This is a genomic window from Streptomyces sp. NPDC104202, assembly GCF_055584185.1.
On the sequence record NZ_JBVJMN010000003.1, the window covers coordinates 237,329 to 260,458 of the forward strand.

Here is a 23,130-nt window from a genome sequence, read left to right on the forward strand (position 1 = left end):
ACCACTTCATGGTGTTGATCTTTCCGGGGTGGAGCAATATCGCCACGATTTTTGGCCGAAACCGGAACGGTTGACGATTGTTTCCGACTGTGTTTCGCGTGCTCTCGGCCTGTTCGGTCCGATCCCGGGTCCCTTCCCCGTGAGCATCTTTCTGCCACATGCCAAAGGCATCGAAGGTGTGGGCATATGGCCCCGAGACCCTCCGCTTCACCCCATGCACCCCTTCATCACCAGAGAGACGGCATTCCGGATCTCTTCCGGCCCTCTCTCCTGCCCAGGTGGCGGGCCTGCCGGACCTCCGCGCCGCCCCTTTCGGCCCTGCCCAGGGGGCGTGCGGTCGCATCTCCGGGCGCCCCGGCGCATCACACAGAGTGAGCATCCCGTTCCCGCGCGCGCCCTCCCGTGTCCCGGGAAAGGCGTTCGTGACCACCCTCGAAAGTGCGGTATTGTTCTCATGCGCGTTCGGCCAGGGGAAACCCCAGGTCAGACGGGCACCGGGACGTGGCGCAGCTTGGTAGCGCACTTGACTGGGGGTCAAGGGGTCGCAGGTTCAAATCCTGTCGTCCCGACTCGAAAGAGTCGTGGTTCAAGGGGCCGTTTCAGAGCGATCTGAAACGGCCCCTTGACCGTTTCCCGGACGGGTCCGGGCGACGGCCGGGATCCGGAAGGGGCGGCCTAGCCGACGAGGTTCCTCGTCGTGGTGGCGACCGGCGGGGTGACGCGAAGGCGGGTGATGACCTCTTCGCGGGCGACCGCCGGCAGGAAGTAGCGCCACAGGGCCGCGACCTGCTCCAGGAGGTCGCGGCGGCCCGTGGAGATGTGGGAGTAGAGCTGCACGCCGGAGTACGACGCCATGAGGATGGTCGCGAACTCCCGTTCGTCCACGCCGAAGCGCAGCTCGTTGCGGGTGCGGGCGGCCATCAGCTGACGGTGGAAGTGCTCCGCCCACTCGTCGTAGGCCGTGGCGTCGCGGCCGCCGAACTCCTGCTGCTCGACGGCCAGGCGGACGCTCGCACGAAACAGGACGTTGTTCTGGAGTTCCTGGGCGAGGTGATAGCTGGTGTCGATGAGCCGCTGGAGCCCGTCCTGGCCCTTCGGCAGCTCGACGAAACTCTGCTGGGCTGCGACCACCGCCTCGGCGATCTCCCGCTTCGACTTGAAGTGGAAGTACATACCACCTTGGGTGACCTGGGCTTTCTCCATGATCGTCCGGATGCTGGCGGCGTGGTACCCGCACTCGTCGAAGACTTCGGCGGCCGCTCGCAGGACGGTCTCACGCGTCCTCACGGCACGCTCCTGGCGCAATTTGGACATCGTGGTCCGTCCCTTCAGAAAACGATCGATCTGTATTTTACGTCGGGTCACGCGATCAGCCCGCAGGGGGGTCGAGCGGGCGCCGGACCCCTTCCCAGAGGGTGTCCCACAGCCGGGAGCACTCCTCCCGGGGCATCTCCGGCACGCGGGCCCGGCCGGCGCGGGGCAGGCAGCCCGCCCCGTAGACGAACAGGGCCACGAGCATCTCCACCTGCTCGGGGCGCAGCCGCTCGGGGAGGGCGCCGCTCAGGTGCGCCTGCCTGGCCAGCCGCCGGACGGCGCCGAACCACGGGGACGACCAGGTCGTCTCGGCGTCGGGCCGGTCGAGTTCGAGGCGGAGGGAGCAGCGGACCTCGACCGACTCGTGCATGCGGTCCACCAGGTCGGACACCAGGTCGCCGATCTGGGCCAGGGGTTCGCGCCCCGGCTCCGTGCCGGCCGCCTCCTCCGGTGTCACGCCGATGAGTTGGCGGGCACGGAGGACCACCGCGTCGGCGAGGTCGTCCTTGTTCTCGAAGTGGAAGGTGAGCGCGCCGGTCGAGAGGCCGGCGGCCGTCGAGATCCGGTTCAGCGAGGTCGCCGCGTACCCGTGACGGTCGAACTCGATGGCGGCGGCCCGGATGAGGGCCGCCCGTGTGCGCGCGGCGCGCTCTTGTGTCATGACTCTGGCCCTTGTCTGCTTGCCGGTTCGCACCCGCTCCACCGGGGATGCCGACGACGCCGCGCACGGGCCGCGGCGCCGGGCCCGTCCCGGAGTCATCGGAAGTAAAGACTCTACAAAGAAACCGTCGTCCTGGCGGACGGGTCGGCGCTCTCGGCTCGATCTGGCCGCAACTTACAGAGCGATCGCCTTGTTTACGCCCCTCCGGACGGCCCGGAGTTCTGTGACGCTCCTCACGGGACGGCCGGTGTGTCGCTTCCCGACGATCGTAAGCCCGATGGGTCAGGGTTGGCTTGAACAGGGGGAATCCGCCTCGTCAGGTGTTCGTTACCCGCCGGACGCGTGGCTGTGACCGGCTCCTGGTTGTCTCGGGTGGCGGCCTTCGGAGTGCGTCAAATGAGGTCGACAAAAAAAACAACCGTCCTTTATCTTTCTTGGGCCGCAGGGCTTGCGGCTCTCTACGGACGACGACGTTCGTGCTCTCGATCGAATGCAGGCATCTGCTCGTGAGGTTCGGAGTACTGCACATGCCCCACACCCTCCCCACCGCTGGAGTGACGGCCGTCCCGCGGCAGTTGGTCCACAAGTCCGCCGTCAGCGAGGTCCTCCTCACCGGCTACGAGCGCGAGGGCGACGACACGTTCGCCGTCACCGCCCAGTGGCCCCGGTCCCACAGCTTCTACGACGTCGTGGCGGGGTGGCACGACCCGCTGCTCGTCGTCGAGACGGTCCGCCAGTGCATCCCCTTACTCAGCCACCTCGGCTACGGGGCGCCGGAGGACCACCGCCAGATCTGGGACCACCTGACGTGGTCCGTCGACCAGGAGGCCCTGAGGGCGAGCGCCGCCCCCGCCGAGATACGCCTGGCCGTCCGCTGCCGCGACGTCGTCAGCCGCGGGGGCCGGCCCGTCGCCATGGTGCTCACCGCCGAACTCAGCCGGGACGGGGCGCGGTTGGGCAGTGCGACGACGCGCTTCACCAGCCACTCCCCGTCCGTCATCGCCCGGCTGAGGGACCCCTACCGCAAGCTCCTCAGCTCGACCCTGCCGCCCGTCTCGCTCCCCGCGCCCGTCCCCGCGGAGCACGTCGGACGGGACCGCCCCCGGGACGTCGTCCTGGCGCCGGGCGGAGCACCGCACCGCTTCCTCCTGAGGACGGACGGACGGCACCCCGTCCTCTTCGACCACGAGACGGACCACGTCCCGGGGATGCTCCTCGTGGAGGCGGCGCGCCAGGCCACCCTGGCGGTCGCGTACCCCGGAACGGTGCGGATCACCGGGATGGACAGCGTCTTCGACAAGTACGTCGAGTTCGACCGGCCGTGCGTCGTCGAGGCCCAGGTGCTCTCCGAGGAGACCTCCGGCGAGGTGTCGACGCGCGTGACGGCGGTCCAGGACGGGGCGGTCGCCTTCACGGCCCTCGTCACCGCGCACCGCGCGCCCGCCGTCGACCACTTCGCCCGGAGCTACTGACCCGGCGTCCACGGCGGACCGGACCGGGCGCGGGCGTCCGGCTCCGCCGGCCGCGCCCGGGAACCCGTCGGGGGACCGGTGCGCCGCTCCCGCGCCGACCGGACGCGGGCGGCGTCCGCCGAAGACGAGCGTCACATCCACGAGGGGGAGAAGAACCATGCAGGAGACGGAGCGGACGGCCCAGCGGCGCCACGGCGGGCGTGCCCGGCCGGCCCCGGGAACCGTCCCGGGGCCGCGGACCCACGACACACCGGCCGAACCGCCCGCCGTGCGGCCGGCGAGCTGGTCCGACAGCCTGGCTCTCGTCATGGACGCACTGCGCCGCACGAGCGTCGGGGAGCTGAGCGTGATGCTGTCCCCCGAACTGCTCGACGACCCCCGGGTGTGCGAACAGGCCCGAGCCCTCGGCGGGTTCGCCGTCGCGCGCGGCACGCGGGTGCGCGTGCTCCTCCAGGCGGAGGGGGAGGACCGTGACCGGCTCCCCGACCACGTCCGGAGGATCGCGGACACCGGGGCCCTGCTGCGCACCATGTCCCGGTCCGGGGGGCCGATGATCGTGCTCGACGACGGACTCGCGGTCCTGCCGATGACGCCGGACGTCGGGTCGTGGTCCTGCACGCTGCTGCGCGGCAGGACCCTGGTCGCCGCCTACAAGGCGCTCTTCGACGCGACCTGGCGGCTGAACGCCCGGTTCGACGGCGTCGCGCCGGCCCCGCGGGACGCGGTGGAGGAGGCCCTCGGCCTCACGCCGCGCGAGCGCGAGGCGCTGCGGCTGCTGGCCGAGGGCCTCACCGACGAGGGCATCTCCCGCCGGACCGGCCTCTCCGTGCGCACCCTCAGGCGCGTCATCGCGGGGGTGATGCTGCGGATGGGGGCGCAGAGCCGCTTCCAGGCGGGAGCGGAAGCGGCCCGGCGCCACTGGATCTGAGGCCCGGCGCGCCCGGTCACACCCTCCAGGGCAGGTCGCGGGGGAGTACGGACGCCGCCCGCAGGGGCAGCGTCTCGGGGCCGCGCAGCACGACGTGGGGCCGGAAGGGAACCTCCTCGTCCACGAGGCGCGGGGCGGTGACCCGCTGGGCGAAGCGGACGAGGGCGAGTTCCGCCTCCAGCCGCCCCAGCGGCGCCCCGAGGCAGTAGTGCGTCCCGAGCCCGAACGACAGGTGCCGGCCCGCCTCCTGGCGGTCGGCGCGGAGCCGGTGCGGGCCGGCGAAGACGTCGGCGTCGCGGTTGGCCCCGCCGAGGAGCAGCACCATCGTGGTGCCCCGCGGGATCTTCGTCCCGCGTACCTCCATGTCCTCGCGCGCGTGGCGGTGCACGATCTGCAGGGGCGCGTCGAGACGGAGCAGCTCCTCGACGAGTCCCGGGGCGGTCGAGGGGTCGTCGCGCAGGGCCGCCAGCTCCCCCGGCCGGCGCAGCAGCGCGTACAGGCCGTTGGCGAGGAGGTTGACCGTCGTCTCGTGCCCCGCGTTGAGCAGCAGCCGGCAGGTGGTCACGATCTCCTCGTCGGAGAGCGGCAGGCCGTCGACGCGGGCGGCGAGGAGCCGGGACATCACGTCGTCGCGCGGCTCGGCCCGGCGCTCGGCGGCCAGCCGGGAGAAGAACTCCGTCAGTTCCCCCTCCGCCCGCAGGCGTGCGTCCGCCCCCGGGGCCGGCGTACCCAGGAAGGCCATGTACGGGTCGACCGCGCGCCCGAGCAGCGAGGACCGCGTGCGGTACCAGCCGCGTTCTCCGGTGTCGATGCCGAGCACCCGGCAGATGACGGTGACGGGGAGCGGGGAGGCGAAGGCGCCGACGCCGTCGAGGACGTCGCCGCGCGCGACCGCCTCGCCCATGTCGTCGATCAGCCCGTCGATCAGGTCCTTGACCATCGGGGTGAGCCGCCGGACCGCGCGGGGCGTGAAGTCCCCGGCGGTCAGCCGGCGCAGGACGGTGTGCCGGGGAGGGTCGGCGAACAGGAAGGAGGGCAGCTCCGCCCGCGGCCCGCCGTCGGAGCCCCCGCCGTCACCGCCCGCCCGGTACAGGGAGGCGTGGCCGCGGTCGTTGCTGGCCCGGGGGTCGCGCAGGACTTCGGAGCACGCCGCGTGGGAGGCGAGGACGACGACGGGGTGCTCGCCGTCCATCCACACGGGCTCCGCGGCCCTGATCTCCTCGTAGCGCGGATACGGGTGAGCCCGGGCCTCGGGATCGAGGAGGCCGCGCGCCGTCGCGGCAGGGTCGCCCGCGGGACCGGCGTACGGGCACGAGACGTCGCGGTTCACCGGCCCGCCCCTGTCCCGAACGGCTCCACGTCCCTGAGGGCGGGGACCTCGCCCCGTGCGGCCGCCAGTTCGGCGAACCGGGTGAGCCCGAGGAGGCCGCGCGGGTCGAGGTCGTACCGCAGCGTGCGGTAGTAGACCTCGAGTTGGGCACGGGTGAAGCCCGATGTCTCCGCCTCCCGCGCGGCCACCTCGCCGAGCGAGCCGAGCCCCACGTCGCGGGCGTGGAGGAGGCGGTCGAGGGCGTCGGCGACCGCCTCCGGGCGGCGGCGCGCGTACTCCCGGCGCACCGCCCACACCGCGAAGACCATCGGCAGCCCGGTCCACCCGGTCCACAGCGCGGCCGTGTCGTGGACCCGGTGCCTCCCCTCGGCCTGCCACGGGGCGGGCTGCCAGGCGTCGGCCTGCCCGTCGAAGAAGGCGCGCAGGGCGGGGTCGCCGATCACGACGGCCGCGTCCCCCTCCTCCAGCAGGGCCGCGGGGTCCGGCGGGCCGGTGAAGTAGGTGGGGGACAGACCGACGACGTCCTCCAGCAGGATCCGGGCCAGAAGGGCGGTCGTCCTGCTGGTCGACGTCAGGCCCACCCGGGGGGTGCGGAGCGCGTCCAGGGGGCCGGGCGTGACGATGTTGCAGGACAGGACGGCGCCTTCGGCGGCGATCGCCAGGCCGGGCAGGAGGAGCAGGTCGTCGGTGTGCCGCAGGTACGCGGCCAGGGAGATCGGCCCCATGTCCAGCTCGCCGGAGACCAGCCGCTCTCCGGCGAGCTCCGCGCTGAGCAGTCTGATGTCGGGCAGCGATCCCGTCCGCCGCAGTCCCCACAGCAGGGGACGGCAGTTCAGGAAGGAGATCAGGCCGACGCGGGGCGCCCCGAGGGCGCCCGGTCGCGCCGTGACGGCGGGGAAGGACACGGTGGACTCCTGGTGTCGGGAGCGGATGGCGGACGCCCGGCCTACTTGCGGCCCCACGACTGGATCAGGGCGGGCGTCAGGTCCCAGAAGTCGGGGTCCGCCAACAATGCGTAGAAGCCCTGGAGTTCGTCCTCGGTCGCATGACCGCCCTCGACGAGCCGTGCGTGCGACATGTGCACGGTCAGCCGCCAGAAGTCGGCGAGCGGCGTGCCGCCGCGCACGTTCTGGGTGTGGGTGCGCGCGCCCACCTCGCGGTAGCCGTAGCCGGCGAAGGAGGCCGGCTGGCTGCGGGACCACCAGCTGTCCGTCCCCAGCGTGCCGCAGATCAGGTCGCTCCACGCCCCCATGACCTTGCGGTAGAGCGGGTGCGGCGAGCTGTCGATCGGGAACCAGCAGAAGGACTCGATGAGGACGAAGCCGCCCGGGCGCAGCCAGCCGAGGATGCGGCGCATCACGTCGTCGCGCTGCGGCAGGTGGCTGAGCACCAGCCGGGCGTGGACCAGGTCGAAGGAGTCCTCGGGGAAGGGGTCGGTGGTGACGTCGTGGCGCAGCGCCCGCAGCCGGGGGTGCTCGATCCGGTCGAGGAGGGCGGGGTCGATGTCGGTGGCGACGACCTCGCCCTCGCCCGCCTCCTGGCAGAGCCAGGAGGCGACCGAGCCCGATCCGGCGCCCACTTCGAGACAGCGGGCGCCGGGGGCTATCACCAGGTCGCGCAGCGTCTCCCGGCACAGCGGGTCAAACACCTCCGCGAGGAGCGCGAGCCGCTCCTCCTCGGCGGAGTCGAGCGTGAACAGCGTCTGGCCGTACTTCTCCACGGGAATCCTTTGTGAGAGGGATGTTCTCCGGGAGAAGATACGGGGGAATCGCCGGGGAATTGCCCGGGAATTCGGTTCTGGCAATTAGCTGCCGGTCCGGCCCCGTGAAAAGGGAAAAGGGTTCCGCGATGGCGTCGGGCTGCCGGGACGGGTGCGTCAGATTCCGGTGCGGGAGAGATCTCCCTCGGCGTACCGTTCGCCGGCGGGCGGGCTGATGAGGTCGAGCCGGCGGACGTGGTCGGCGGAGAGGACGACCGACGCGGCGGCGGCGTTCTCCGTCACGCGGGCGACGCGCTTCGTTCCCGGAATGGGGACGATGTCGTCGCCCTTCGCGAGGATCCAGGCCAGTGCCACCTGTGCCGGGGTCGCCTCGATCTCCGAGGCGACGGCCGCGACCTCGTCCGCGAACCTGAGATTTTCCTGGAAATTGCCGTCGCGGAAACGGGGGGTGGACAGCCGGAAATCCTTCTCGTCGAGGACCTCGCGGCTGCGGATCGCCCCGGTCAGGAAGCCCCGCCCGAGGGGTGAGTAGGCGACCACGCCGATGCCGAGTGCGCGCAGGGCGGGCAGCAGCGACTCGGCGGGCTCGCGGGTCCAGATCGAGTACTCGATCTGGAGGGCGGCGAGGGGGTGGACCGCGTGCGCGCGGCGCACCGTCTCCAGGCCGGCCTCGGAGAGCCCGAGGGCGCGGACCTTCCCCTCCGCCACCAGCTCCGCCATCGCCCCCACCGTGTCCTCGATGGGCGTGTCCGGGTCGACCCGGTGCTGGAACAGGAGGTCGATGTAGTCCGTCCCCAGGCGCCGCAGCGACCCCTCCACGGCGGCGCGCACGTTCTTCGGGGAGCTGTCGATGGTGTCGGGGCCCCCGCCGGCGTGCGAGACGAGCCCGAACTTGGTGGCGATGACGGCCTCGGAGCGGCGTCCCCGGACGGCTTCCCCGACGAGCTCCTCGTTGACGAACGGGCCGTAGATCTCGGCCGTGTCGATGAAGCCCATGCCCAGGTCGAGGGCCCGGCGCACGGTCCGCCGCGCCTCCGCGTCGTCGCTGCGCGCGCCGGTGTAGTAATCGGACATCGACATGGCTCCCAGACCGATCCGGGACGTTTCGAGAGTGCCGATCGAAACCTTCTGCACGGGAATCCTTCTCTCTCCTGCGGGCCGGTCGCGCGGCCGGACAGGGAGGGAATCTACTGCCCGCCCCGACCGCGTCAGGCCGGTGGCGGAGCCGCTGGCAGCTATCTGCCACGAAAGGAACCCGCCCGCCCGCGCGTTCGGTTGCCCGCGTGACATCAAGCGGCCACTCGCTTCCCGATTCCGAATCGCACTGTTCTAATTTTCCTGGCACGCCGATCCGGTCGGAGAAACTGGAGCACCCGATGCCGCAAGAGACCCTCGGTCCCATACCCATCAACGAGGCGTACGAGACCGAACAACTGACACGGCGCATGGGAATCGAGATCGTCACCTGTGAACCGGGGCTCGTGGTGGGCACCATGCCGGTGGCGAGGAATCGACAGCCCCTCGGCATTCTGCACGGCGGGGCGAACGCGGCCTTCGCGGAGACCCTGGGATCCGTCGCCGCCTTCCTCTACGCCGGACCCGGCGGGAACGCGGTCGGAATAGACCTGTCCTGTGTGCACCACCGGTGGGTCTCCTCGGGAATTCTCCGCGGAATCTGCACCCCGCTCGCCGAGCGGATGTCGATGGCCACCTACGAGATCAGCATCCGCGACGAACTGGACCACCGCGTCTGCACCGCCCGCCTCACCTGCGCCATCCGTCGCCGCAAGCCGCGACGGCCACGAGACCACCGGGCCGGCGGAGGAGCGGCACCGCGGACGGCCGGCGCCATCGGCCGCGCCACCCCGTGACCACGCTGTGAACGGAGCACCCATGAAAACGAGTTCAGCACCACCGAGAGCGGAGTCCATCGACGACCTCCTCGGGCCCGCCGGCGGACGGTTCTTCGGCCGGGGCTTCCGCCGGGTCGCCTACGACATCGGCGACGTCCTCCTGGCCCGTGGCCCCCAGGACACCGTGACGGCGCGCACGACCGTCGGCGTCCGCTACCCCGCCGACTGGTCGAAGAAGAAGGCCGGTTCGGACCTCCGCCCGCACTTCAGCACCGTCGACGGCCTCGTGGTCGCCGGCCAGCTGGCCGAAGCCTGCCTGGGCGGGCCCGGCGGCGACCTGCGGGACGCCTGGCTGCGCTCGGTCCGGCTCTCGGCCGGTTCCGCGCCCCAGGAGGACCTGGAGGGCCTGCGGGCCGAGGCCACCGTGCGGGGGACCGAGCCGGTCCCGCGGGCCCCCGGCAGGTCCGTGTCCCGGGTCGACTGCGCGATCGGCACCATGCGCGTCCGGGTGGAGGTCGAGCACTCCTCGGCGTGCTCCCTCGCCGACGAGCGGGCCGCGACGCCGCTCGACGCGCTCCTCGGCCCGGCGGACGGACGCTACTTCGGCACCGGATTCACCCGGCGCACCCAGCACGTCCGCCAGGTCGACGTCGACCCGGCGCTGCTGCGGGCGCGCTCCGCGCTCACGCTCACGCAGGACGACGCCGTCGTGCCCCGCGCGGGGCTCGAAGGCGCCTTCCAGCCGTCGGTCTCGATGGTCGACGCGTTCGTGACGGTGCTCCAGCTCGCCCAGATCATGCTGTACGACCTCGACGGCATGCGCCGCCAGGACAGCAACACGCTGTGGATGCGGCAGACCACCCTCACCGCCTCGCGCCCCGACCGCGGCGACACCGACCTCCCGGTCGAGGCCGCGCTGGCGGACGCCCAGCTGCACCGGATGCGCGGCGAGACGTGGCGGACCCTCGACATCACGGGCGAGCTGCCCGGTCTGAGGGTGCGCTCCTCGGTCGCCCACCGGCTCCCGGAAGGCCACGTCGCCCCATGACCCGTGCAGCAGTGATCGCCGGCGTGGGGGGCCACGTGCCCGCCCGCGTCGTGACCAACGACGACCTGGCCGAGCGGTTCGACACGTCGGACGCCTGGATCCGCAGCCGGACCGGCATCGCGCAGCGGCACGTGGTCGAGCCCGGTGTGACCACCAGCGACCTGGCGGCCGAGGCCGGCCGGCGGGCGCTGAAGAACGCCGGCGAGGACACGGCCGACCTCGTGATCGTCGCCACGACCAGCCCGGACCGCCCGTGCCCCGCCACCGCGCCCACCGTCGCCGCCAAGCTGGGCCTCGGCGAGGTGCCGGCCTACGACGTGGCCGCCGTCTGCTCCGGCTTCCTCTACGGGCTGCAGGCGGGCTCCGCGGCCGTGCTGGCCGGGTACGCCGAACGCGTCCTGGTCATCGGCGCCGAGTCGTTCAGCACCCTCCTCAGCCCGACCGACCGGACCACGTCCGTCATCTTCGGCGACGGCGCCGGCGCCGTGCTGCTGCGGCCCGGCCGGGCGGACGAGCCGGGGGCCGTGCACGACGTCCAGCTCGCCAGCGACGGCACCATGGCGGACCTCATCACGGTGCGCGGCGGCGGCGCCGAGGAGCGCGTCGGCGGCGGCGAACCACGCGAGGAGCACCGCTACTTCCAGATGGAGGGCAAGTCGGTCTTCCACGCGGCGGTGCGCCGCATGGCGCAGTCCTCCCGCACCACCCTGAGCCGCACCGGCTGGGACGTCGGGCAGGTCGACCGGCTCGTGGGCCACCAGGCGAACACCCGCATCCTGCACGCCGTCGCGGAGCAGCTCGGCATCGCGCCCGAGCGCTGCGTGATCAACATCGACCGGGTGGGCAACACCTCGGCGGCCTCCATCCCGCTCGCCCTGGCGCACGGGATGGCCGAGGGGGAGCTGCGTACCGGCGACCGCGTGCTGCTGACCGCCTTCGGCGGCGGCGCGACCTGGGGCTCCGCGACGGTGACCTGGCCCGACCTTCCGCCCACCTGACCCGCCCCCCACCCGACCGCAGGCTCCCCCCCACCCCACCCCCCACCGCACCCACACCTCCCACAGAGAAGAGGCACCCATGTCCGGCTCCGTCGCAACGATGATCATCGAAATCCTCACCGGCAAGTTCGACGTCCCCGCCGAGGACGCCACCCGGACGACCGTGCTGGAGGACGTCGAGGTGGACTCGCTCGCCCTGCTGGAGATCTCCCTCATCCTGGAGAAGCGCCTGGGCGTCTCCATAGAGGAGGGCGTGCTGAACTCGCGGCAGACCGTCGAGGAGGCCGCCGAGGTCGTCGCGCGCCTCGACGACACCGCGCCGGCCGCGGTCTGAGCACCGGTACCACCGTGCGCATCGTCCTGCTCCGGCACGGAGAGACCGACCGCAACACCGCCGACCTCTTCCAGGGGCAGGCCGACGTGCCGCTCAACGAGGCGGGGCGGCGCCAGGCGCGCCGGGTCGCCGGGACCCTGAGTCCCGGCGCCTGGTCGGCGGTCTACTCCTCCCCCCTGACCCGCGCCGCGGAGACGGCCTCGTACGCGGCGAGCCGTCTCGGGGTGCCGCACCACGGCGTCCACGGGCTGCGCGAGCGGCACCTCGGCGGCCTCGACGGCCGGGACCGGGCCGCCTTCGCGCGGGAGCACCCCCACACCCTGCGCAGGCTGCTCGACGACCTCGACTACGCCCCCGAGGGCGGCGAGACCGGACGCGCCGTGCTCTCCCGCGCGGCCCGCGCCCTCGGCGACATCGCACGGGCGGAGCGGGGGACCGGCGGAGCGGTGCTGGCCGTCACCCACGGCGGGGTCGTGAACCTGCTGGTGCTCGCCCTCACGGGCGGGGCGACCGGCGCCCGCCCGCTCGTCGCCACCTGCTCCGCGACCTGCCTCGACATCGAGTGGCCTCCGGACGGCGGGCCACGCGCCGTGCTCCGCGCCGCCGGCGTCCCCGCGCGCGACGGCGAGCCCGACGTCACCCCCGAGGCGGGGCCGGGCGGCCCCTCCGTCCCCCTCGACAGCCTCGTATCCGACCGACCCGACCACGAGAAAGCAACGCGACCATGAGCATCGAGATCACCGTCGTCTTCGACGTGGAACCCGACCGGTTCCAGGCCACCCAGGCCGCCTTCCGCGCGCTGTGCGAGGCCACCCGCACCGAGGAGGGAGCCCTCCGCTTCGACGCCCTGCTGTCGGCGGACCACCCGAACGCCGTCGTGCTGGTGGAGGAGTGGGCCGACCAGGACGCCATCGACCTGCACATGAAGCAGCCGTACGTGGCGGAGTTCCTCGCCGAGGTCGACGGCGCCTACACCGCCGCGCCGGCCGTGCACCGGCTGCGCCCCCTCGACGTCTGAGCCATGGACGACGAGACACGAGAGCAGCCGCGCGTCCTCATCGTGGGCGCCGGGCCGGTCGGCATGGTGCTCGCCTGCGAACTGCTGGCCCACGGCGTGCGGGTGGACATCATCTCCGAGCTGCGCCGCGAGAGTCCGCACTCCCGCGCCACCATCCTGTGGCCGCGCGTCCTGGAGCTCCTGGACCGGGTGGGCGTCGGGCGGAAGCTGGTCGACAGCGGCCACTACTTCGACCAGATGAACTACTACTCGCAGAAGAAGAGGATCGGCCTGGTCCGGTTCGACCGGCTGCGCGGGGTGACGTACCCCTTCGCCATCACCATCCCGCAGTGGCGCACCGAGCAGGTCCTGGAGAGCCACCTCGCCGAGCTGGGCGGCACCGTCGCCTACGACACCACCTTCGTCGGGGGCTCCCAGGACCGGGACGGGGTCCGCTGCGACCTGCGGCTCCCCGACGGCCGCCAGGAGTCCCGCACCTACGACTACGTCGTCGGCGCGGACGGCCACAAGAGCACCGTGCGCGAGGCGTTCGGCTTCGCGTTCGCCGGGCGCACCCTGCGCACCCGGCTCGCGATCACCGACGCCGAGATCCTCGGCGAGACCACCAGCAGCGAGGCGGCCTACTACCTGACCCGCGGCGGCAACATGGTGCTCGCCCCGCTGGGGGACGGGATCTTCCGCGTCGGCGCCAGCGTCCCCGACGGCTGGACGGGGGACCGGCCCGACCGGTCCTTCTTCGAGACGCTGCTGGCCGAGCGGGTCCCCGGGAACCGCCGGCTCGGCGAGATGAAGTTCAGCGGCGTCTTCACCGCGCACGTCCGGTCGGCCGGCCGCTACGCCAAGGGCCGCGTCTACCTCGTCGGCGACGCCGCCCACGCCATGAGCCCCTCGGGAGCCCAGGGCGTCAACACCGGCATCCAGGACGCGGTCAACCTCGGCTGGAAGCTGGCGGGCGTCCTGCGCGGCGACTACCCCGCCGACCTGCTCGCCACCTACGACACCGAACGGCGGCCCGCCGTCGACGCGGTGGCCGACCTGTCCACCCGCCTGGCCCGCATCGGCCTCTACTCCAGCCGCCGCCAGACCCTGGCCCGCGACCTCGCCTACCGCGTCGGAAGCGGCACCCGGGCGCTGGAGAAGCTGCTCGCCCCCCGCCTCGCCCAGATCGACACCCACTACGGCGCGCGGCAGCGCGGGAACGCGCTCGTCCCCGGCGAACGCGTCCCGCTGGGCTGGCTCGACGCGGGTGGCGTCCCGGTCCTGGCCGTCCACCGGTACACCGTGCTGCTCTGGCCGGGACTCCGGTACGGCCACGACGCCTGGGTCTCCCTGGTCGGCTCGCTGCGCGGCGAACTGTCCGCGGCCACCGTGCATGACCTCGGCGGACGCCCGACCGGTCCGCTGCTGCCCCGCCTTCCCCGGACGGCACACGCCCTGCTGGTGCGCCCCGACGGCCACCTCGCCACGGCCGTGCCCCTCGACGTCCACCGGCCCGCGCACACCGTCCGGGCCGTGGCCGAGGCGCTCGGCCGGCGCAGCATCGGCCCCGACGTCCCGGCCGCGCCGCGCACGGCCGTCCGCGCCGCGGCCGTCTGAACCGCTTCATCCCCTCCCCTCTCGAAGGAGCACCCCATGACCGACACCACCACCCCCCGCGTCGTCCTGACCGAGGTCGACGACATGACGCCCGAACAGCTCGCCGTCTACGAGAAGTTCCAGTCCAACCTCACCCGGGCCCTGCTGCTCACCAAGAACTCCGCCGCGGCGCACCTCGCCCTCGGCGGCACGTTCACCGTCGGCCTGCTCGGTCTGCTCGACCGCGAGGTCGTCGTCCTGCGCGTGGCCCACCTGCGCGACAGCGAGTTCGAGCGCTTCCTGCACTACCCGCTCGCGCGGAAGGCCGGCCTGGACGACCTGGAGATCAAGGCCATCGAGGAGGCCGACTACGCGCAGCTGCCGCCCGGGCGCGCGGCGCTCGTCCGGTACGTCAGCGAGTGCATGGAGGACCACAAGGCCAGCGCGGAGACCTTCTTCGCCCTGCGCGCGTTCTACTCCCAGAACGAGATCGCGGAGATCACCCACCTCGCGGGGCACAGCGCCATGACCGCGATGTACCTGGCCAGCCTCGACATCCCGATCGACGAGGGCATCGCCTCCTGGGGCCGGCTGACCGAGGTGCGGGACGCCGCCCGGACCGAGTCCGGCTGAGGGAGCGACGTGCAGTACGTACGGCTGGGCTCCTCCGGCCTGAAGGTGTCCCGGCTCGCCCTCGGGTGCATGAGCTACGGCGAGCCGGGGCTGGGCACCCATCCCTGGTCGCTGGGCGAGGACGAGAGCCTTCCCTACATCGCCCAGGCACTCGACCTCGGCATCACCTTCTTCGACACCGCGAACATCTACTCCCTGGGCACCAGCGAGGAGTTCCTCGGCCGCGCCCTGCGGAAGCTGACCCGCCGCGAGGACGTCGTCGTCGCGACCAAGGTGTACGAGAAGATGGACGACAACCCCCTCTCCGGCGGGCTGTCGAGGTCGGCGATCCACCGTGAACTGGACGCCAGTCTGCGGCGCCTGGGCACGGACTACATCGACCTCTACATCGTCCACCGCTGGGACTACGACACCCCGGTCGAGGAGACGATGGAGGCGCTGCACGACGTCGTCCGCGCCGGGAAGGTCCGCTACATCGGCGCCTCCTCCATGCACGCCTGGCAGCTGGCGAAGGCGCAGTACGTCGCCGACCTGCACGGCTGGACGCGGTTCGTGAGCATGCAGAACCACTACAACCTCCTCAACCGGGAGGAGGAGCGGGACATGCTCCCGTTCTGCCGCGAGGAGGGCGTGGGCGTGACGCCGTGGAGCCCGCTGGCCCGGGGCCGTCTCGCGCGGCCCTGGGACACGGAGTCACGGCGCACCGCGGGCGACCCGGTCCAGGACCGCTTCTACGGCCCCACGGAGCGGGCCGACCGGGAGGTCGCGGCCGCGGTCGCCGAGATCGCCGCCGAACGCGGCGTCCCCATGGCCCAGGTGGCCCTCGCCTGGATGCTGGGCAGGCCCGGCATCACCGCGCCCGTGGTGGGGGCGACCCGTCCGCACCACCTCGCGGACGCCGTGGCGGCCCTCGACCTGAGTCTGGACGCCGCCGAGACCGCACGGCTCGAAGGGCCGTACGTGCCGCACGCCGTCGTCGAATACGTCTGATCGTGGAACAGGTGGATGTGACATGGGAATAGCCGACTACGCCCTGGCGCGGCCGCGCGGCAGGCGCACCGTCGCCGAGGTGAGCCGGGCCTCGGGGTACACCCCCGAGAAGCTGGCACAGGTGCTGCCGTCGGGGACCTTCTCGGTCCTCGCCGACGACGAGACGCCCTGGGGCCTGGGGATCGACGCCGCGCGCGACCTCTTCCGGCGCACCCCGGTGCCGCTCGACGAGATCGGCCTGGTGATCTACGCGGGCGGCAGCGACTGGGGCGCCCCGTTCTGGTCGCCCGCCGCGAAGATCGCCGGAGAGCTCGGGATCGAGAACGCGCACTGCTTCGAGGTCTCCAACTTCTGCAACGCCGGCATGGTCGCGGTCAAGCTGGCCGACGAGCAGGTCCGCTCCGGTGCGCACCGGCACGCACTGGTGATCGTCTCCGACCGGCTGAGCCGGCTGGTGGACTACTCGACCGGGTACTTCGAGCTGTTCAACTTCGCCGACGGCGCCACCGCCGTCCTGCTCTCGGAGCGGGGCCGGTACGAGGTGCCGGCCGCCGCGCACCACACCGAGCCCCAGTGGGTCGACTCCTACTACGGGGTGCTCCGGGACGGCGACGTGAAGGTGGAGCGCGGGGACCGGCTCGACGGTCTGGGGGAGGCGTTCCTGGCGAACTTCACGGGCCTCACGCACCGGGTGCTCGCGGAGATCGGCGCGACCGTGGACGACGTCGCCCACTTCCTGGTGACGCACGGCAACCAGGACACCCAGCGCAAGTACCTCGCGGAGCTCGGGGTGCCGGAGAGCCGCAGCGTGTTCCAGTACCACCTGGACGGGCACCTCGGCGGCTCCGACCCCTTCCAGGCCCTCCGGGAGCTGGAGGACGGCGACCGCGTGCACAGCGGTGACCTGGTGATCGTGGCGACCGGGGGCTCCGGCTTCACCTGGGGCGTCACGGCCCTGCGCCACGTGTGACGCGTCCGCGAGGACGAGGGGCCCGGCCGGTTTCCACCGGCCGGGCCCCTCGCGTCGGGCGGCGTCGTGTTCAGCCGGCGTGGGACTCCAGGTCCACCCGCAGCAGCCGGAGCGAGGCCTCGTGGGGGGAGTCGGGTTCCGCGTGGTAGAACTTCAGGATGTTGCCGTCCGGGAGTTGCGCGGACTGGTACATCAACTCCAGCTCACCGACCACGGGGTGGTCGAAGAGCTTGGTGCCCTCCACGCAGTTGGCCACGTCCTGGCGGCACCACAGTGCGCCGAACTCGGCGCTGTGAATGGTCAGTTCGCCGATGAGGCCGGCCAGCTCGGGGTCGTGGCGGTGGCTTCCGGAGATGAAGCGCAGATAGGCGACGTTCGCCTCCGACTCCGTCCGCCAGTCGGCGTACAGCGACCGCACCTCGTCGTCCAGGAAGTTCATCTTGATGATGTTGGGGCGCCGGACCGGGTCGTCGACGAGGTCGAAGTCGAGGTGCGGCGCGAAGAGCGAGTGGAACAGCGGGTTCCAGCCGACCAGGTCGCAGCGGTAGTTCAGCACCGCCGCGGCGACGGAGTCGAGCGTCTCCAGGAGCATCCGGGTGGGGGCGGCGAGCTGCCCGTCCCGGGGCTTGTTCCGCCCGGGCTGTTCCGGCGAGCCGATCTTCAGCAGGTAGTCCTGCTCGTCGCTGTTCAGCTCCAGGGCGCGGGCGATGGAGAGCAGGACCTGGGGCGAGGCGTGCGCGGTGTGCGACTGCTCCAGCCTCGTGTAGTAGGTCTGGCTGACCCCGGCGAGGGTCGCCACCTCCTCGCGGCGCAGGCCCGGGACCCGGCGCGCGCCGCCCGAGCGGAGTCCTCTCTGCTCGGGCCGGACGCGCTCACGCATCTGCCGAAGGTAACTGCCGAGGTCCGCGTTCATGATCTGGTCCACCTCTCTCATTATGAAGAGCACCGGCGCGATGGCAATCGGCACCGGGGCACATGGCAGCAAGCGGCCGGTGAGCGGAGATCCGCTCACCGGCCGCGGACGACGACCGCGCGGGGGTGTCAGACGGTCGTCGTCGTCCTGGGGGAGCGGGCGCGCAGCACGAGCCACAGCACGAGGCCGACCACGACCTGTGCGGTGCCGGTCACACCGATCGCGGTGTGGATGCCCGAGAGCTCCTCGGCGGGCGACACGGCGCCCTGCCCGATGACGCCGGCGAAGACGGCGCTGACCAGCGGGATGCCGATGGCGATGCCGACCTGCTGGCTCTGCGTGGCCATGCCCGTGGCCATGCCCTGCGCGTCGGCGTCGGCCGAGGAGGTGGCGATGACCATGAAGCAGAGTGCGGCGAGCATCGAGAAGAAGGCGTTGACGAACTGGGTGGCGATGAGCGGGACCAGCCAGGCGGAGTCGGCCGACGCCCACACGCCGAACAGCATGAACGCTCCCTGGAAGAAGAGCGAGATCCCGAGCAGCGAGTGCGGCGGCACCTTCTGCAGGATGCGCGGGCCCACGACACCGGCGATGATCTGTCCGACGCCGATGCCCAGGAGCACGAGTCCCGCCGTCATGGACGACAGGCCGAGGACGTTCTGCACGTAGAGACCGGTGAAGAAGATCAGCGCGGTCTCGCCGCCGAAGATGAAGAGCGCGGCCAGATTCCCCCAGGCCATCTCCGGCGTCTTGAGGATCTTCACCGGCACCAGGGCGTCGGCGGTACGGCTCTCCACCATCCAGAAGGCGCCGAGCAGGACGGCCGCGAGGGCCAGGCAGCCGCCGGCGACGGCGTCCAGTCCCTCCTCGCCGACGCGGGTGACGCCGTAGACGCCGGCGAACATGCCGAGGGTGATCAGCACCGCCCCGGGCACGTCGATCCGGCTGCGCCGTTCGGCCCGGCTCTCCTCGACGACCAGGGGCACCACGACGAGGGCGGCGAGGGCCACGGGGATGTTGATGAAGAAGGCCCAGCGCCAGGAGAGGGCGTCGGTCAGCACGCCGCCCAGGATGGCGCCGACGCTGAACCCGCCGCTCATCATGATGCTGTTGAGCCCCAGCGCGCGGGCGCGCAGCGACGGCTCGGTGAAGGCGGTGGTGAGCAGGGCCAGGGCGGCCGGGGTGACGGCCGCGGTGGCCAGGCCCTGCAGGGTGCGGGCCACCAGCAGCATCGCCGGGCTGCCGGCGACGCCGCCGAGCAGCGAGGAGACGGCCAGGACGACCATGCCGCCCATGAAAATGCGCCGCCGGCCCACGAAGTCGCCGACCCGGCCGAAGACGAGGGTGCAGCCCGCGGCGCACAGCGCGAACATCGTCGTGATCCATTGCAGGCTCCCCGTGGAGAAGCCGAGGGAGACCCCGACCTCCGGGAGAGCCACGTTCAGTACGGAGAAGTCGGCGGCCATCATGAACTGGGACGCCAGGAGGACGACGAGGGCCGCCGTCTGGCGGCCGCTCATCCGCACGGCTCCCGATGCCGCGACGTTCGTCTGCGCGGTTTCAACGCTAGTCATGGCTCCACCCTGATCGGAGCCGGGAGGACCAGCCAGCCCTTGCCTGAGGCCACCACGGCCGAGGGTGGTACTGCCAGTGACACCCTCGCCGGGGCCCTCCCCGGCGGGCTTCCTCGGTCCCCGGCGGGCCTCCTCAGCCCTCGGTGGGCCTCCTCAGCCCCCGGTGGGGGCCGGGCCGAGTCCCGGGGCGCCCCAGAGCGGGAACCAGCGCTCCAGGTCCGGTTCCGTCGCGAGCTCGCCCTTCAGCAGCCCCCGCACCTGGAGTTCCAGGGTGGTGTCGCGCGCCTGGGCGCGGTCCGCGCGCGGGGCGAACGGATAGAAGGTGCCGCGCTTGCAGAGGTAGACGAGGGCGAGGTCGCGCGCCCGCTCCCGGCCGGGCTCCGGGGAGTTCCCGGGCGCGCGGAAGGCGGTGAGGGAACAGAGCAGGTTCGCGCCGAACCCGGCCTCCTCCAGGAGCGTGTGGACCGCGTGCAGGTCGTTGACCAGCGTGATCAGGTCATCGGCGGGCCGCCGGACGGTCAGCCAGGTGTAGCCGTACGCGTCCGGGGCGTAGGCCACGGGAGGGGCCCCCGGGGCCGCGTCCGCGTCGCCGTCCGGTCCCTCCTCCGGTTCCGCCCCCGCCGCCACGTCGAGCAGGTCGCGTACGTCCTCCTTGAGGCGGGTGAACGAGCCGCCCTCCACCGCCGCGAAGCAGACCGACGCCGTGCCGGTCGGTGCGAAGCCGGTCCCCGCCCGGAGGGTGAGCGCGGCCGCCGGGAGGCCGAAGAGGCGGTCCAGGTCGGGCCGTACCGGCCGGCCGCGCCCCAGGATGCTGTCGAGGAGCCCCACGCCGTCACACCTCGCCGAGCCCGGCCGAGATCCGCGCGAGCTGGTCGAGCCGCTGCTCCAGGGTGGGGTGGGTGGAGAGCAGCCGTCCCAGGCTCTCCTTGGAGGAGAAGGCGGGCGCGAACCAGAAGGCGTTGTACGGCTCCGCCTTGCGCAGGTCCTTCGTCGGGATGCGCGCCATCTCGCCGCTCACCTTGGTGAGGGCGGAGGCCAGGGCCGACGGCCGGCCGGTGAGGAGCGCGGCGGCCCGGTCGGCGGCCAGCTCGCGGTAGCGGGACAGGACCCGGGTGAGAAGGAAGCTGACGACGTAGACGGCGGCGCTGACGACGGGGACGAGGATCACCGCGGCGCCCATGGTGGCGTCCCTGCTGCGTCCGAGGCCGCTGTAGAGCACGACCCGGGTCATCATCCCGGCGAGGACGCCGAGGAAGGACGCGACGGTCATGACGGCGACGTCCCGGTGCGCCACGTGCGACATCTCGTGCGCGAGGACGCCTTCCAGTTCCTCCGGCTCCAGCCGGCGGAGCAGGCCGGTGGTGACGCAGACGAGCGCCGTCTTCTCGCCGCGGCCGGTGGCGAAGGCGTTCGGCACGTCGCTGTCGGCGATCGCGACCTTCGGCTTCGGCATGTCGGCCAGGGCGCAGATGCGGTCCACGGTGCCGTGCAGCTCGGGAGCCTGCGCGCGGGTGACCTCGCGCGCGCCCATCCCGAGGGCGGCGATCCGGTCGCTGAACCAGAACTGTCCGACGAACAGCGCGCCCGTGACCAGCAGGACGACGGGCCAGGCGCCGCGCAGCAGCACCAGCAGGACGCCGACGAAGACCACGTACAGCAGTCCGATGAGGAACATCGTCGTCGCCATGCGGGCGTCGAGCCCCCGGTCCGGGGCGTAGCGCGAGCGGGACGAGGTGGGCATGCCCGCACCCCCTTCCACGCCTGGGCGGGACCGGCTTCCCGCTCCTCCTGCCAGTGTGCGCCCCCGGACGCCGGAACGGGCGGCCCACCGCCGACGCCGACACCGCCGGTGACCCGCCGCCCCGGCCCGCCCGTCCTCGTGCGTTCGCGAACCGTACGGGCCCGTGCGGGCCTGGGGGCCGGCACCCCTTCGGGGCCGGACCCGGGGGGATCGACAGGGCGGGGGTTGCGGAAGAACTCGAAGATCCGTTGCAAAATTTGCACATGCGTGAGCGTTCCGGTGAAGGGAACGCTGTCGGCCTGGTCGACACCTTCGGATCCGGGGCGGGTGTGAACGGGTGGGCCGCTTCCGGGCCCCGAGGTGGTGGGAGGGGGTGTCGACCGATGACGGGCCCGATTGTCGAGCAATTACGAAATGAGCGCGATATCTTGCGTTCACTTGTTGGGGGTGGTTGAGTGTGCCGCGCCCCACAACGCAGACGCCGACCGATGGTGGGGCCACCTCCACGTTCCTGCCCGAAGGGGACCACCCGATGAGAAGTGCCAGGTTCCGTCGTACCCGCCGCGCCAGCGCGGTCACCCTCGTCTCCGCCATGACGCTGACCGCGCTCGCCGCCTGCGGCACGAGCAGCAGCAGCGACGACGACGGTGGCGGTACTTCGCAGGCGACCGGCCCGGCCGACGCCTCCGCCCCGCTGGACCCGAAGACCAAGGTGTCGATCACGATCGACTGCATGCCCCCGGCGGCGAAGGCGGCGGAGCTCAAGGAGTGGAAGGAGGACGTCGCCGCCTTCAACAAGACCTACCCGAACGTCACGATCGAGGGCCGGTCGACCCCCGGGCAGTGTCTGGAGCCGCCGCGCTTCACCGCGATGCTCAAGGCGAAGTCGCAGCCGGACGTCTTCTACACCTACTTCACCGACCTGCCGCAGGTCCTCTCCGAGGACGGCGCCGAGGACATCTCGGCGTACGTCAACGACAAGACGGTCCCCGGGCTGAAGGACATCGACCCGAACGTCCTCGGCACCCTCAAGAAGGACGGCAAGCTCTACGGGCTGCCCACCAGCAACTACACCATGGGCCTGCTGGTCAACCGCAAGCTCTTCAAGGACGCGGGCCTGAACCCCGACGCCCCGCCGCGCACCTGGGACGAGGTCCGGGCCGCCGCGAAGAAGATCGCGGGCCTCGGCAACGGCGTCGCCGGCTTCGGCGAGTACAGCGCGGGCAACACCGGCGGCTGGCACTTCACGGCGCAGATGTACAGCCTCGGCGGCGACGTGGTGGACGCGAGCGGCAAGAAGGCCGCCTTCAACAGCGACCTCGGCAAGCAGCTCGCCAAGAACCTCCACGCGATGCGCTGGGAGGACGACAGCATGGGCAAGACCCAGCTCCTCCAGTGGGGCGACCTGCAGAAGCAGATAGCCACCGACAAGCTCGGCATGTTCCTCGCCGCCCCCGACGACATCACGTACATGGTCCAGCAGCTGGGCGCCAAGTACGACAACTTCGGCATGGGCCCGATCCCCGGCGGCAAGAACACCCTCGCCGGCGGCAACGGCTACATGATCAAGAAGGGGATCTCCCCGGACAAGGTCAAGGCCGGCATCGCCTGGCTGAACTTCAAGTTCACCACCGTCGGCAAGGGCCAGTTCGACTGGGCCCGCACCAAGTCCGACGACCTCCCCGTCGGCCTTCCGCAGCCCAACTTCTGGCTTAACGAAGCGAAGGCGACGGACGACGCCGCCCGGACGGCCAACGCCACCATGCCGGTCGCCAACTTCAAGGCGTTCATGGACAACCCGGTCGCCGGCAAGGCGGAGCCGCCGAAGGCCCAGGAGATCTACAAGGTCCTGGACAACGTGATGTCCGGCATCCTCACCAACAAGGACGCCGACGTCGACAAGCTCCTCTCGACCGCCGAGTCCCAGGTCAACCAGGTCCTGGCCAACCAGTGACGGAACCGGGGGGGGGGGGGGGGGGGGGGGGGGGGGGGGGGGGGGGGGGGGGGGGGGGGGGGGGGGGGGGGGGGAGGGGGGGAGGGGAGGGGGGGCGGGGGCGC

The 23,130-nt window shown here is 72.1% G+C and carries 23 protein-coding genes and 1 tRNA gene; 14 read left to right on the plus strand and 10 right to left on the minus strand.

Annotated elements, in window-relative coordinates; genetic code table 11:
- The first annotated feature begins 495 nt into the window (after positions 1 to 495).
- Positions 496 to 569 (plus strand) — tRNA-Pro (locus ACZ60W_RS03725).
- Between the two features lie 106 nt (positions 570 to 675).
- Here the strand turns inward: ACZ60W_RS03725 and ACZ60W_RS03730 are convergent.
- Positions 676 to 1,287 (minus strand): ScbR family autoregulator-binding transcription factor, encoded by a 612-nt coding sequence (locus tag ACZ60W_RS03730; RefSeq protein WP_469753707.1) that lies wholly within the window; start codon positions 1,285 to 1,287, stop codon positions 676 to 678.
- An 82-nt stretch (positions 1,288 to 1,369) separates the two neighbouring features.
- Positions 1,370 to 1,975 (minus strand): TetR family transcriptional regulator, encoded by a 606-nt coding sequence (locus tag ACZ60W_RS03735; RefSeq protein WP_469753708.1) that lies wholly within the window; start codon positions 1,973 to 1,975, stop codon positions 1,370 to 1,372.
- Between the two features lie 527 nt (positions 1,976 to 2,502).
- Here ACZ60W_RS03735 and ACZ60W_RS03740 point away from each other — a divergent pair.
- The gene (locus ACZ60W_RS03740) at positions 2,503 to 3,447 is read left to right on the plus strand and encodes a ScbA/BarX family gamma-butyrolactone biosynthesis protein (protein ID WP_469753709.1); all 945 of its coding nucleotides are present in this window, start codon (positions 2,503 to 2,505) and stop codon (positions 3,445 to 3,447) included.
- A 157-nt stretch (positions 3,448 to 3,604) separates the two neighbouring features.
- Complete coding sequence (locus ACZ60W_RS03745) at positions 3,605 to 4,375, plus strand: helix-turn-helix transcriptional regulator (RefSeq protein WP_469753710.1); 771 nt, start codon at positions 3,605 to 3,607, stop codon at positions 4,373 to 4,375.
- 16 nt (positions 4,376 to 4,391) lie between these two features.
- On the opposite strand, the gene ACZ60W_RS03750 is transcribed toward ACZ60W_RS03745, so the two are convergent.
- The 4 genes from ACZ60W_RS03750 to ACZ60W_RS03765 all read right to left on the minus strand — a co-directional run bounded on the left by ACZ60W_RS03750 (position 4,392) and on the right by ACZ60W_RS03765 (position 8,505).
- Positions 4,392 to 5,705, minus strand: coding sequence for a cytochrome P450 (locus ACZ60W_RS03750; protein ID WP_469753711.1), 1,314 nt, complete (start codon positions 5,703 to 5,705; stop codon positions 4,392 to 4,394).
- The gene (locus tag ACZ60W_RS03755; protein ID WP_469753712.1) at positions 5,702 to 6,610 is read right to left on the minus strand and encodes a menaquinone biosynthetic enzyme MqnA/MqnD family protein; all 909 of its coding nucleotides are present in this window, start codon (positions 6,608 to 6,610) and stop codon (positions 5,702 to 5,704) included. Before ACZ60W_RS03755 ends, ACZ60W_RS03750 begins: the two co-directional genes overlap by 4 nt.
- A gap of 41 nt (positions 6,611 to 6,651) precedes the next feature.
- Positions 6,652 to 7,425 carry a class I SAM-dependent methyltransferase gene (locus ACZ60W_RS03760; protein ID WP_469753713.1) on the minus strand — a complete coding sequence of 258 codons (774 nt, stop codon included), beginning with the start codon at positions 7,423 to 7,425 and terminating at the stop codon, positions 6,652 to 6,654.
- 156 nt (positions 7,426 to 7,581) lie between these two features.
- Positions 7,582 to 8,505 carry an aldo/keto reductase gene (locus ACZ60W_RS03765; protein WP_469753714.1) on the minus strand — a complete coding sequence of 308 codons (924 nt, stop codon included), beginning with the start codon at positions 8,503 to 8,505 and terminating at the stop codon, positions 7,582 to 7,584.
- Between the two features lie 296 nt (positions 8,506 to 8,801).
- Between ACZ60W_RS03765 and ACZ60W_RS03770 the strand changes: the two genes are divergently transcribed.
- From ACZ60W_RS03770 to ACZ60W_RS03815, 10 genes are all read left to right on the plus strand, one after another.
- Positions 8,802 to 9,296, plus strand: a complete 495-nt coding sequence (locus ACZ60W_RS03770) for a hotdog fold thioesterase (RefSeq protein ID WP_469753715.1) — start codon at positions 8,802 to 8,804, stop codon at positions 9,294 to 9,296.
- A 22-nt stretch (positions 9,297 to 9,318) separates the two neighbouring features.
- Positions 9,319 to 10,326, plus strand: a complete 1,008-nt coding sequence (locus ACZ60W_RS03775; RefSeq protein WP_469753716.1) for an AvrD family protein — start codon at positions 9,319 to 9,321, stop codon at positions 10,324 to 10,326.
- The gene (locus tag ACZ60W_RS03780; protein WP_469753717.1) at positions 10,323 to 11,324 is read left to right on the plus strand and encodes a beta-ketoacyl-ACP synthase III; all 1,002 of its coding nucleotides are present in this window, start codon (positions 10,323 to 10,325) and stop codon (positions 11,322 to 11,324) included. The genes ACZ60W_RS03775 and ACZ60W_RS03780 overlap by 4 nt, the downstream gene beginning before the upstream one ends.
- Before the next feature lie 79 nt (positions 11,325 to 11,403).
- Positions 11,404 to 11,658 carry an acyl carrier protein gene (locus ACZ60W_RS03785; protein ID WP_469753718.1) on the plus strand — a complete coding sequence of 85 codons (255 nt, stop codon included), beginning with the start codon at positions 11,404 to 11,406 and terminating at the stop codon, positions 11,656 to 11,658.
- 14 nt (positions 11,659 to 11,672) lie between these two features.
- A complete protein-coding gene (locus ACZ60W_RS03790; RefSeq protein WP_469753719.1) occupies positions 11,673 to 12,386 on the plus strand; it encodes a histidine phosphatase family protein in 714 nt (237 codons plus the stop codon).
- Entirely contained in the window at positions 12,383 to 12,676 is a 294-nt protein-coding gene (locus ACZ60W_RS03795; protein ID WP_469753720.1) for a putative quinol monooxygenase, read from the plus strand. Before ACZ60W_RS03790 ends, ACZ60W_RS03795 begins: the two co-directional genes overlap by 4 nt.
- Before the next feature lie 3 nt (positions 12,677 to 12,679).
- The gene (locus ACZ60W_RS03800) at positions 12,680 to 14,272 is read left to right on the plus strand and encodes an FAD-dependent monooxygenase (RefSeq protein ID WP_469753721.1); all 1,593 of its coding nucleotides are present in this window, start codon (positions 12,680 to 12,682) and stop codon (positions 14,270 to 14,272) included.
- A 36-nt stretch (positions 14,273 to 14,308) separates the two neighbouring features.
- Positions 14,309 to 14,884 carry a carboxymuconolactone decarboxylase family protein gene (locus tag ACZ60W_RS03805; protein WP_469753722.1) on the plus strand — a complete coding sequence of 192 codons (576 nt, stop codon included), beginning with the start codon at positions 14,309 to 14,311 and terminating at the stop codon, positions 14,882 to 14,884.
- 9 nt (positions 14,885 to 14,893) lie between these two features.
- Positions 14,894 to 15,874 carry an aldo/keto reductase gene (locus ACZ60W_RS03810; RefSeq protein WP_469753723.1) on the plus strand — a complete coding sequence of 327 codons (981 nt, stop codon included), beginning with the start codon at positions 14,894 to 14,896 and terminating at the stop codon, positions 15,872 to 15,874.
- Between the two features lie 22 nt (positions 15,875 to 15,896).
- Complete coding sequence (locus ACZ60W_RS03815; protein WP_469753724.1) at positions 15,897 to 16,844, plus strand: 3-oxoacyl-ACP synthase III family protein; 948 nt, start codon at positions 15,897 to 15,899, stop codon at positions 16,842 to 16,844.
- A gap of 70 nt (positions 16,845 to 16,914) precedes the next feature.
- On the opposite strand, the gene ACZ60W_RS03820 is transcribed toward ACZ60W_RS03815, so the two are convergent.
- The 4 genes from ACZ60W_RS03820 to htpX form a co-directional block, all read right to left on the minus strand.
- On the minus strand, positions 16,915 to 17,769 hold the full coding sequence (locus tag ACZ60W_RS03820) for a helix-turn-helix transcriptional regulator (protein ID WP_469753725.1): 855 nt from the start codon (positions 17,767 to 17,769) through the stop codon (positions 16,915 to 16,917).
- Between the two features lie 116 nt (positions 17,770 to 17,885).
- Positions 17,886 to 19,331 carry an MFS transporter gene (locus tag ACZ60W_RS03825; protein WP_469753726.1) on the minus strand — a complete coding sequence of 482 codons (1,446 nt, stop codon included), beginning with the start codon at positions 19,329 to 19,331 and terminating at the stop codon, positions 17,886 to 17,888.
- A gap of 153 nt (positions 19,332 to 19,484) precedes the next feature.
- Positions 19,485 to 20,159 carry a PspA-associated protein PspAB gene (pspAB, locus tag ACZ60W_RS03830; RefSeq protein WP_469753727.1) on the minus strand — a complete coding sequence of 225 codons (675 nt, stop codon included), beginning with the start codon at positions 20,157 to 20,159 and terminating at the stop codon, positions 19,485 to 19,487.
- A 4-nt stretch (positions 20,160 to 20,163) separates the two neighbouring features.
- Positions 20,164 to 21,072 carry a zinc metalloprotease HtpX gene (gene htpX / locus ACZ60W_RS03835; protein ID WP_469753728.1) on the minus strand — a complete coding sequence of 303 codons (909 nt, stop codon included), beginning with the start codon at positions 21,070 to 21,072 and terminating at the stop codon, positions 20,164 to 20,166.
- 532 nt (positions 21,073 to 21,604) lie between these two features.
- Here htpX and ACZ60W_RS03840 point away from each other — a divergent pair.
- On the plus strand, positions 21,605 to 23,026 hold the full coding sequence (locus ACZ60W_RS03840; protein WP_469753729.1) for an extracellular solute-binding protein: 1,422 nt from the start codon (positions 21,605 to 21,607) through the stop codon (positions 23,024 to 23,026).
- Positions 23,027 to 23,130 lie beyond the last annotated feature (104 nt).

Excerpts from the sequence above, each read along its gene's own strand:
- ACZ60W_RS03765 (WP_469753714.1), bottom strand. The coding sequence starts at position 8,505 with ATGTCGATGTCCGATTACTACACCGGCGCGCGCAGCGACGACGCGGAG.
- ACZ60W_RS03735 (WP_469753708.1), bottom strand. The coding sequence starts at position 1,975 with ATGACACAAGAGCGCGCCGCGCGCACACGGGCGGCCCTCATCCGGGCC.
- ACZ60W_RS03745 (WP_469753710.1), top strand. The coding sequence starts at position 3,605 with ATGCAGGAGACGGAGCGGACGGCCCAGCGGCGCCACGGCGGGCGTGCC.
- ACZ60W_RS03785 (WP_469753718.1), top strand. The coding sequence starts at position 11,404 with ATGTCCGGCTCCGTCGCAACGATGATCATCGAAATCCTCACCGGCAAG.
- ACZ60W_RS03805 (WP_469753722.1), top strand. The coding sequence starts at position 14,309 with ATGACCGACACCACCACCCCCCGCGTCGTCCTGACCGAGGTCGACGAC.
- ACZ60W_RS03775 (WP_469753716.1), top strand. The coding sequence starts at position 9,319 with ATGAAAACGAGTTCAGCACCACCGAGAGCGGAGTCCATCGACGACCTC.
- htpX (WP_469753728.1), bottom strand. The coding sequence starts at position 21,072 with ATGCCCACCTCGTCCCGCTCGCGCTACGCCCCGGACCGGGGGCTCGAC.
- ACZ60W_RS03815 (WP_469753724.1), top strand. The coding sequence starts at position 15,897 with ATGGGAATAGCCGACTACGCCCTGGCGCGGCCGCGCGGCAGGCGCACC.
- ACZ60W_RS03770 (WP_469753715.1), top strand. The coding sequence starts at position 8,802 with ATGCCGCAAGAGACCCTCGGTCCCATACCCATCAACGAGGCGTACGAG.
- ACZ60W_RS03740 (WP_469753709.1), top strand. The coding sequence starts at position 2,503 with ATGCCCCACACCCTCCCCACCGCTGGAGTGACGGCCGTCCCGCGGCAG.
- ACZ60W_RS03800 (WP_469753721.1), top strand. The coding sequence starts at position 12,680 with ATGGACGACGAGACACGAGAGCAGCCGCGCGTCCTCATCGTGGGCGCC.
- ACZ60W_RS03825 (WP_469753726.1), bottom strand. The coding sequence starts at position 19,331 with ATGACTAGCGTTGAAACCGCGCAGACGAACGTCGCGGCATCGGGAGCC.
- ACZ60W_RS03795 (WP_469753720.1), top strand. The coding sequence starts at position 12,383 with ATGAGCATCGAGATCACCGTCGTCTTCGACGTGGAACCCGACCGGTTC.
- ACZ60W_RS03840 (WP_469753729.1), top strand. The coding sequence starts at position 21,605 with ATGAGAAGTGCCAGGTTCCGTCGTACCCGCCGCGCCAGCGCGGTCACC.
- ACZ60W_RS03780 (WP_469753717.1), top strand. The coding sequence starts at position 10,323 with ATGACCCGTGCAGCAGTGATCGCCGGCGTGGGGGGCCACGTGCCCGCC.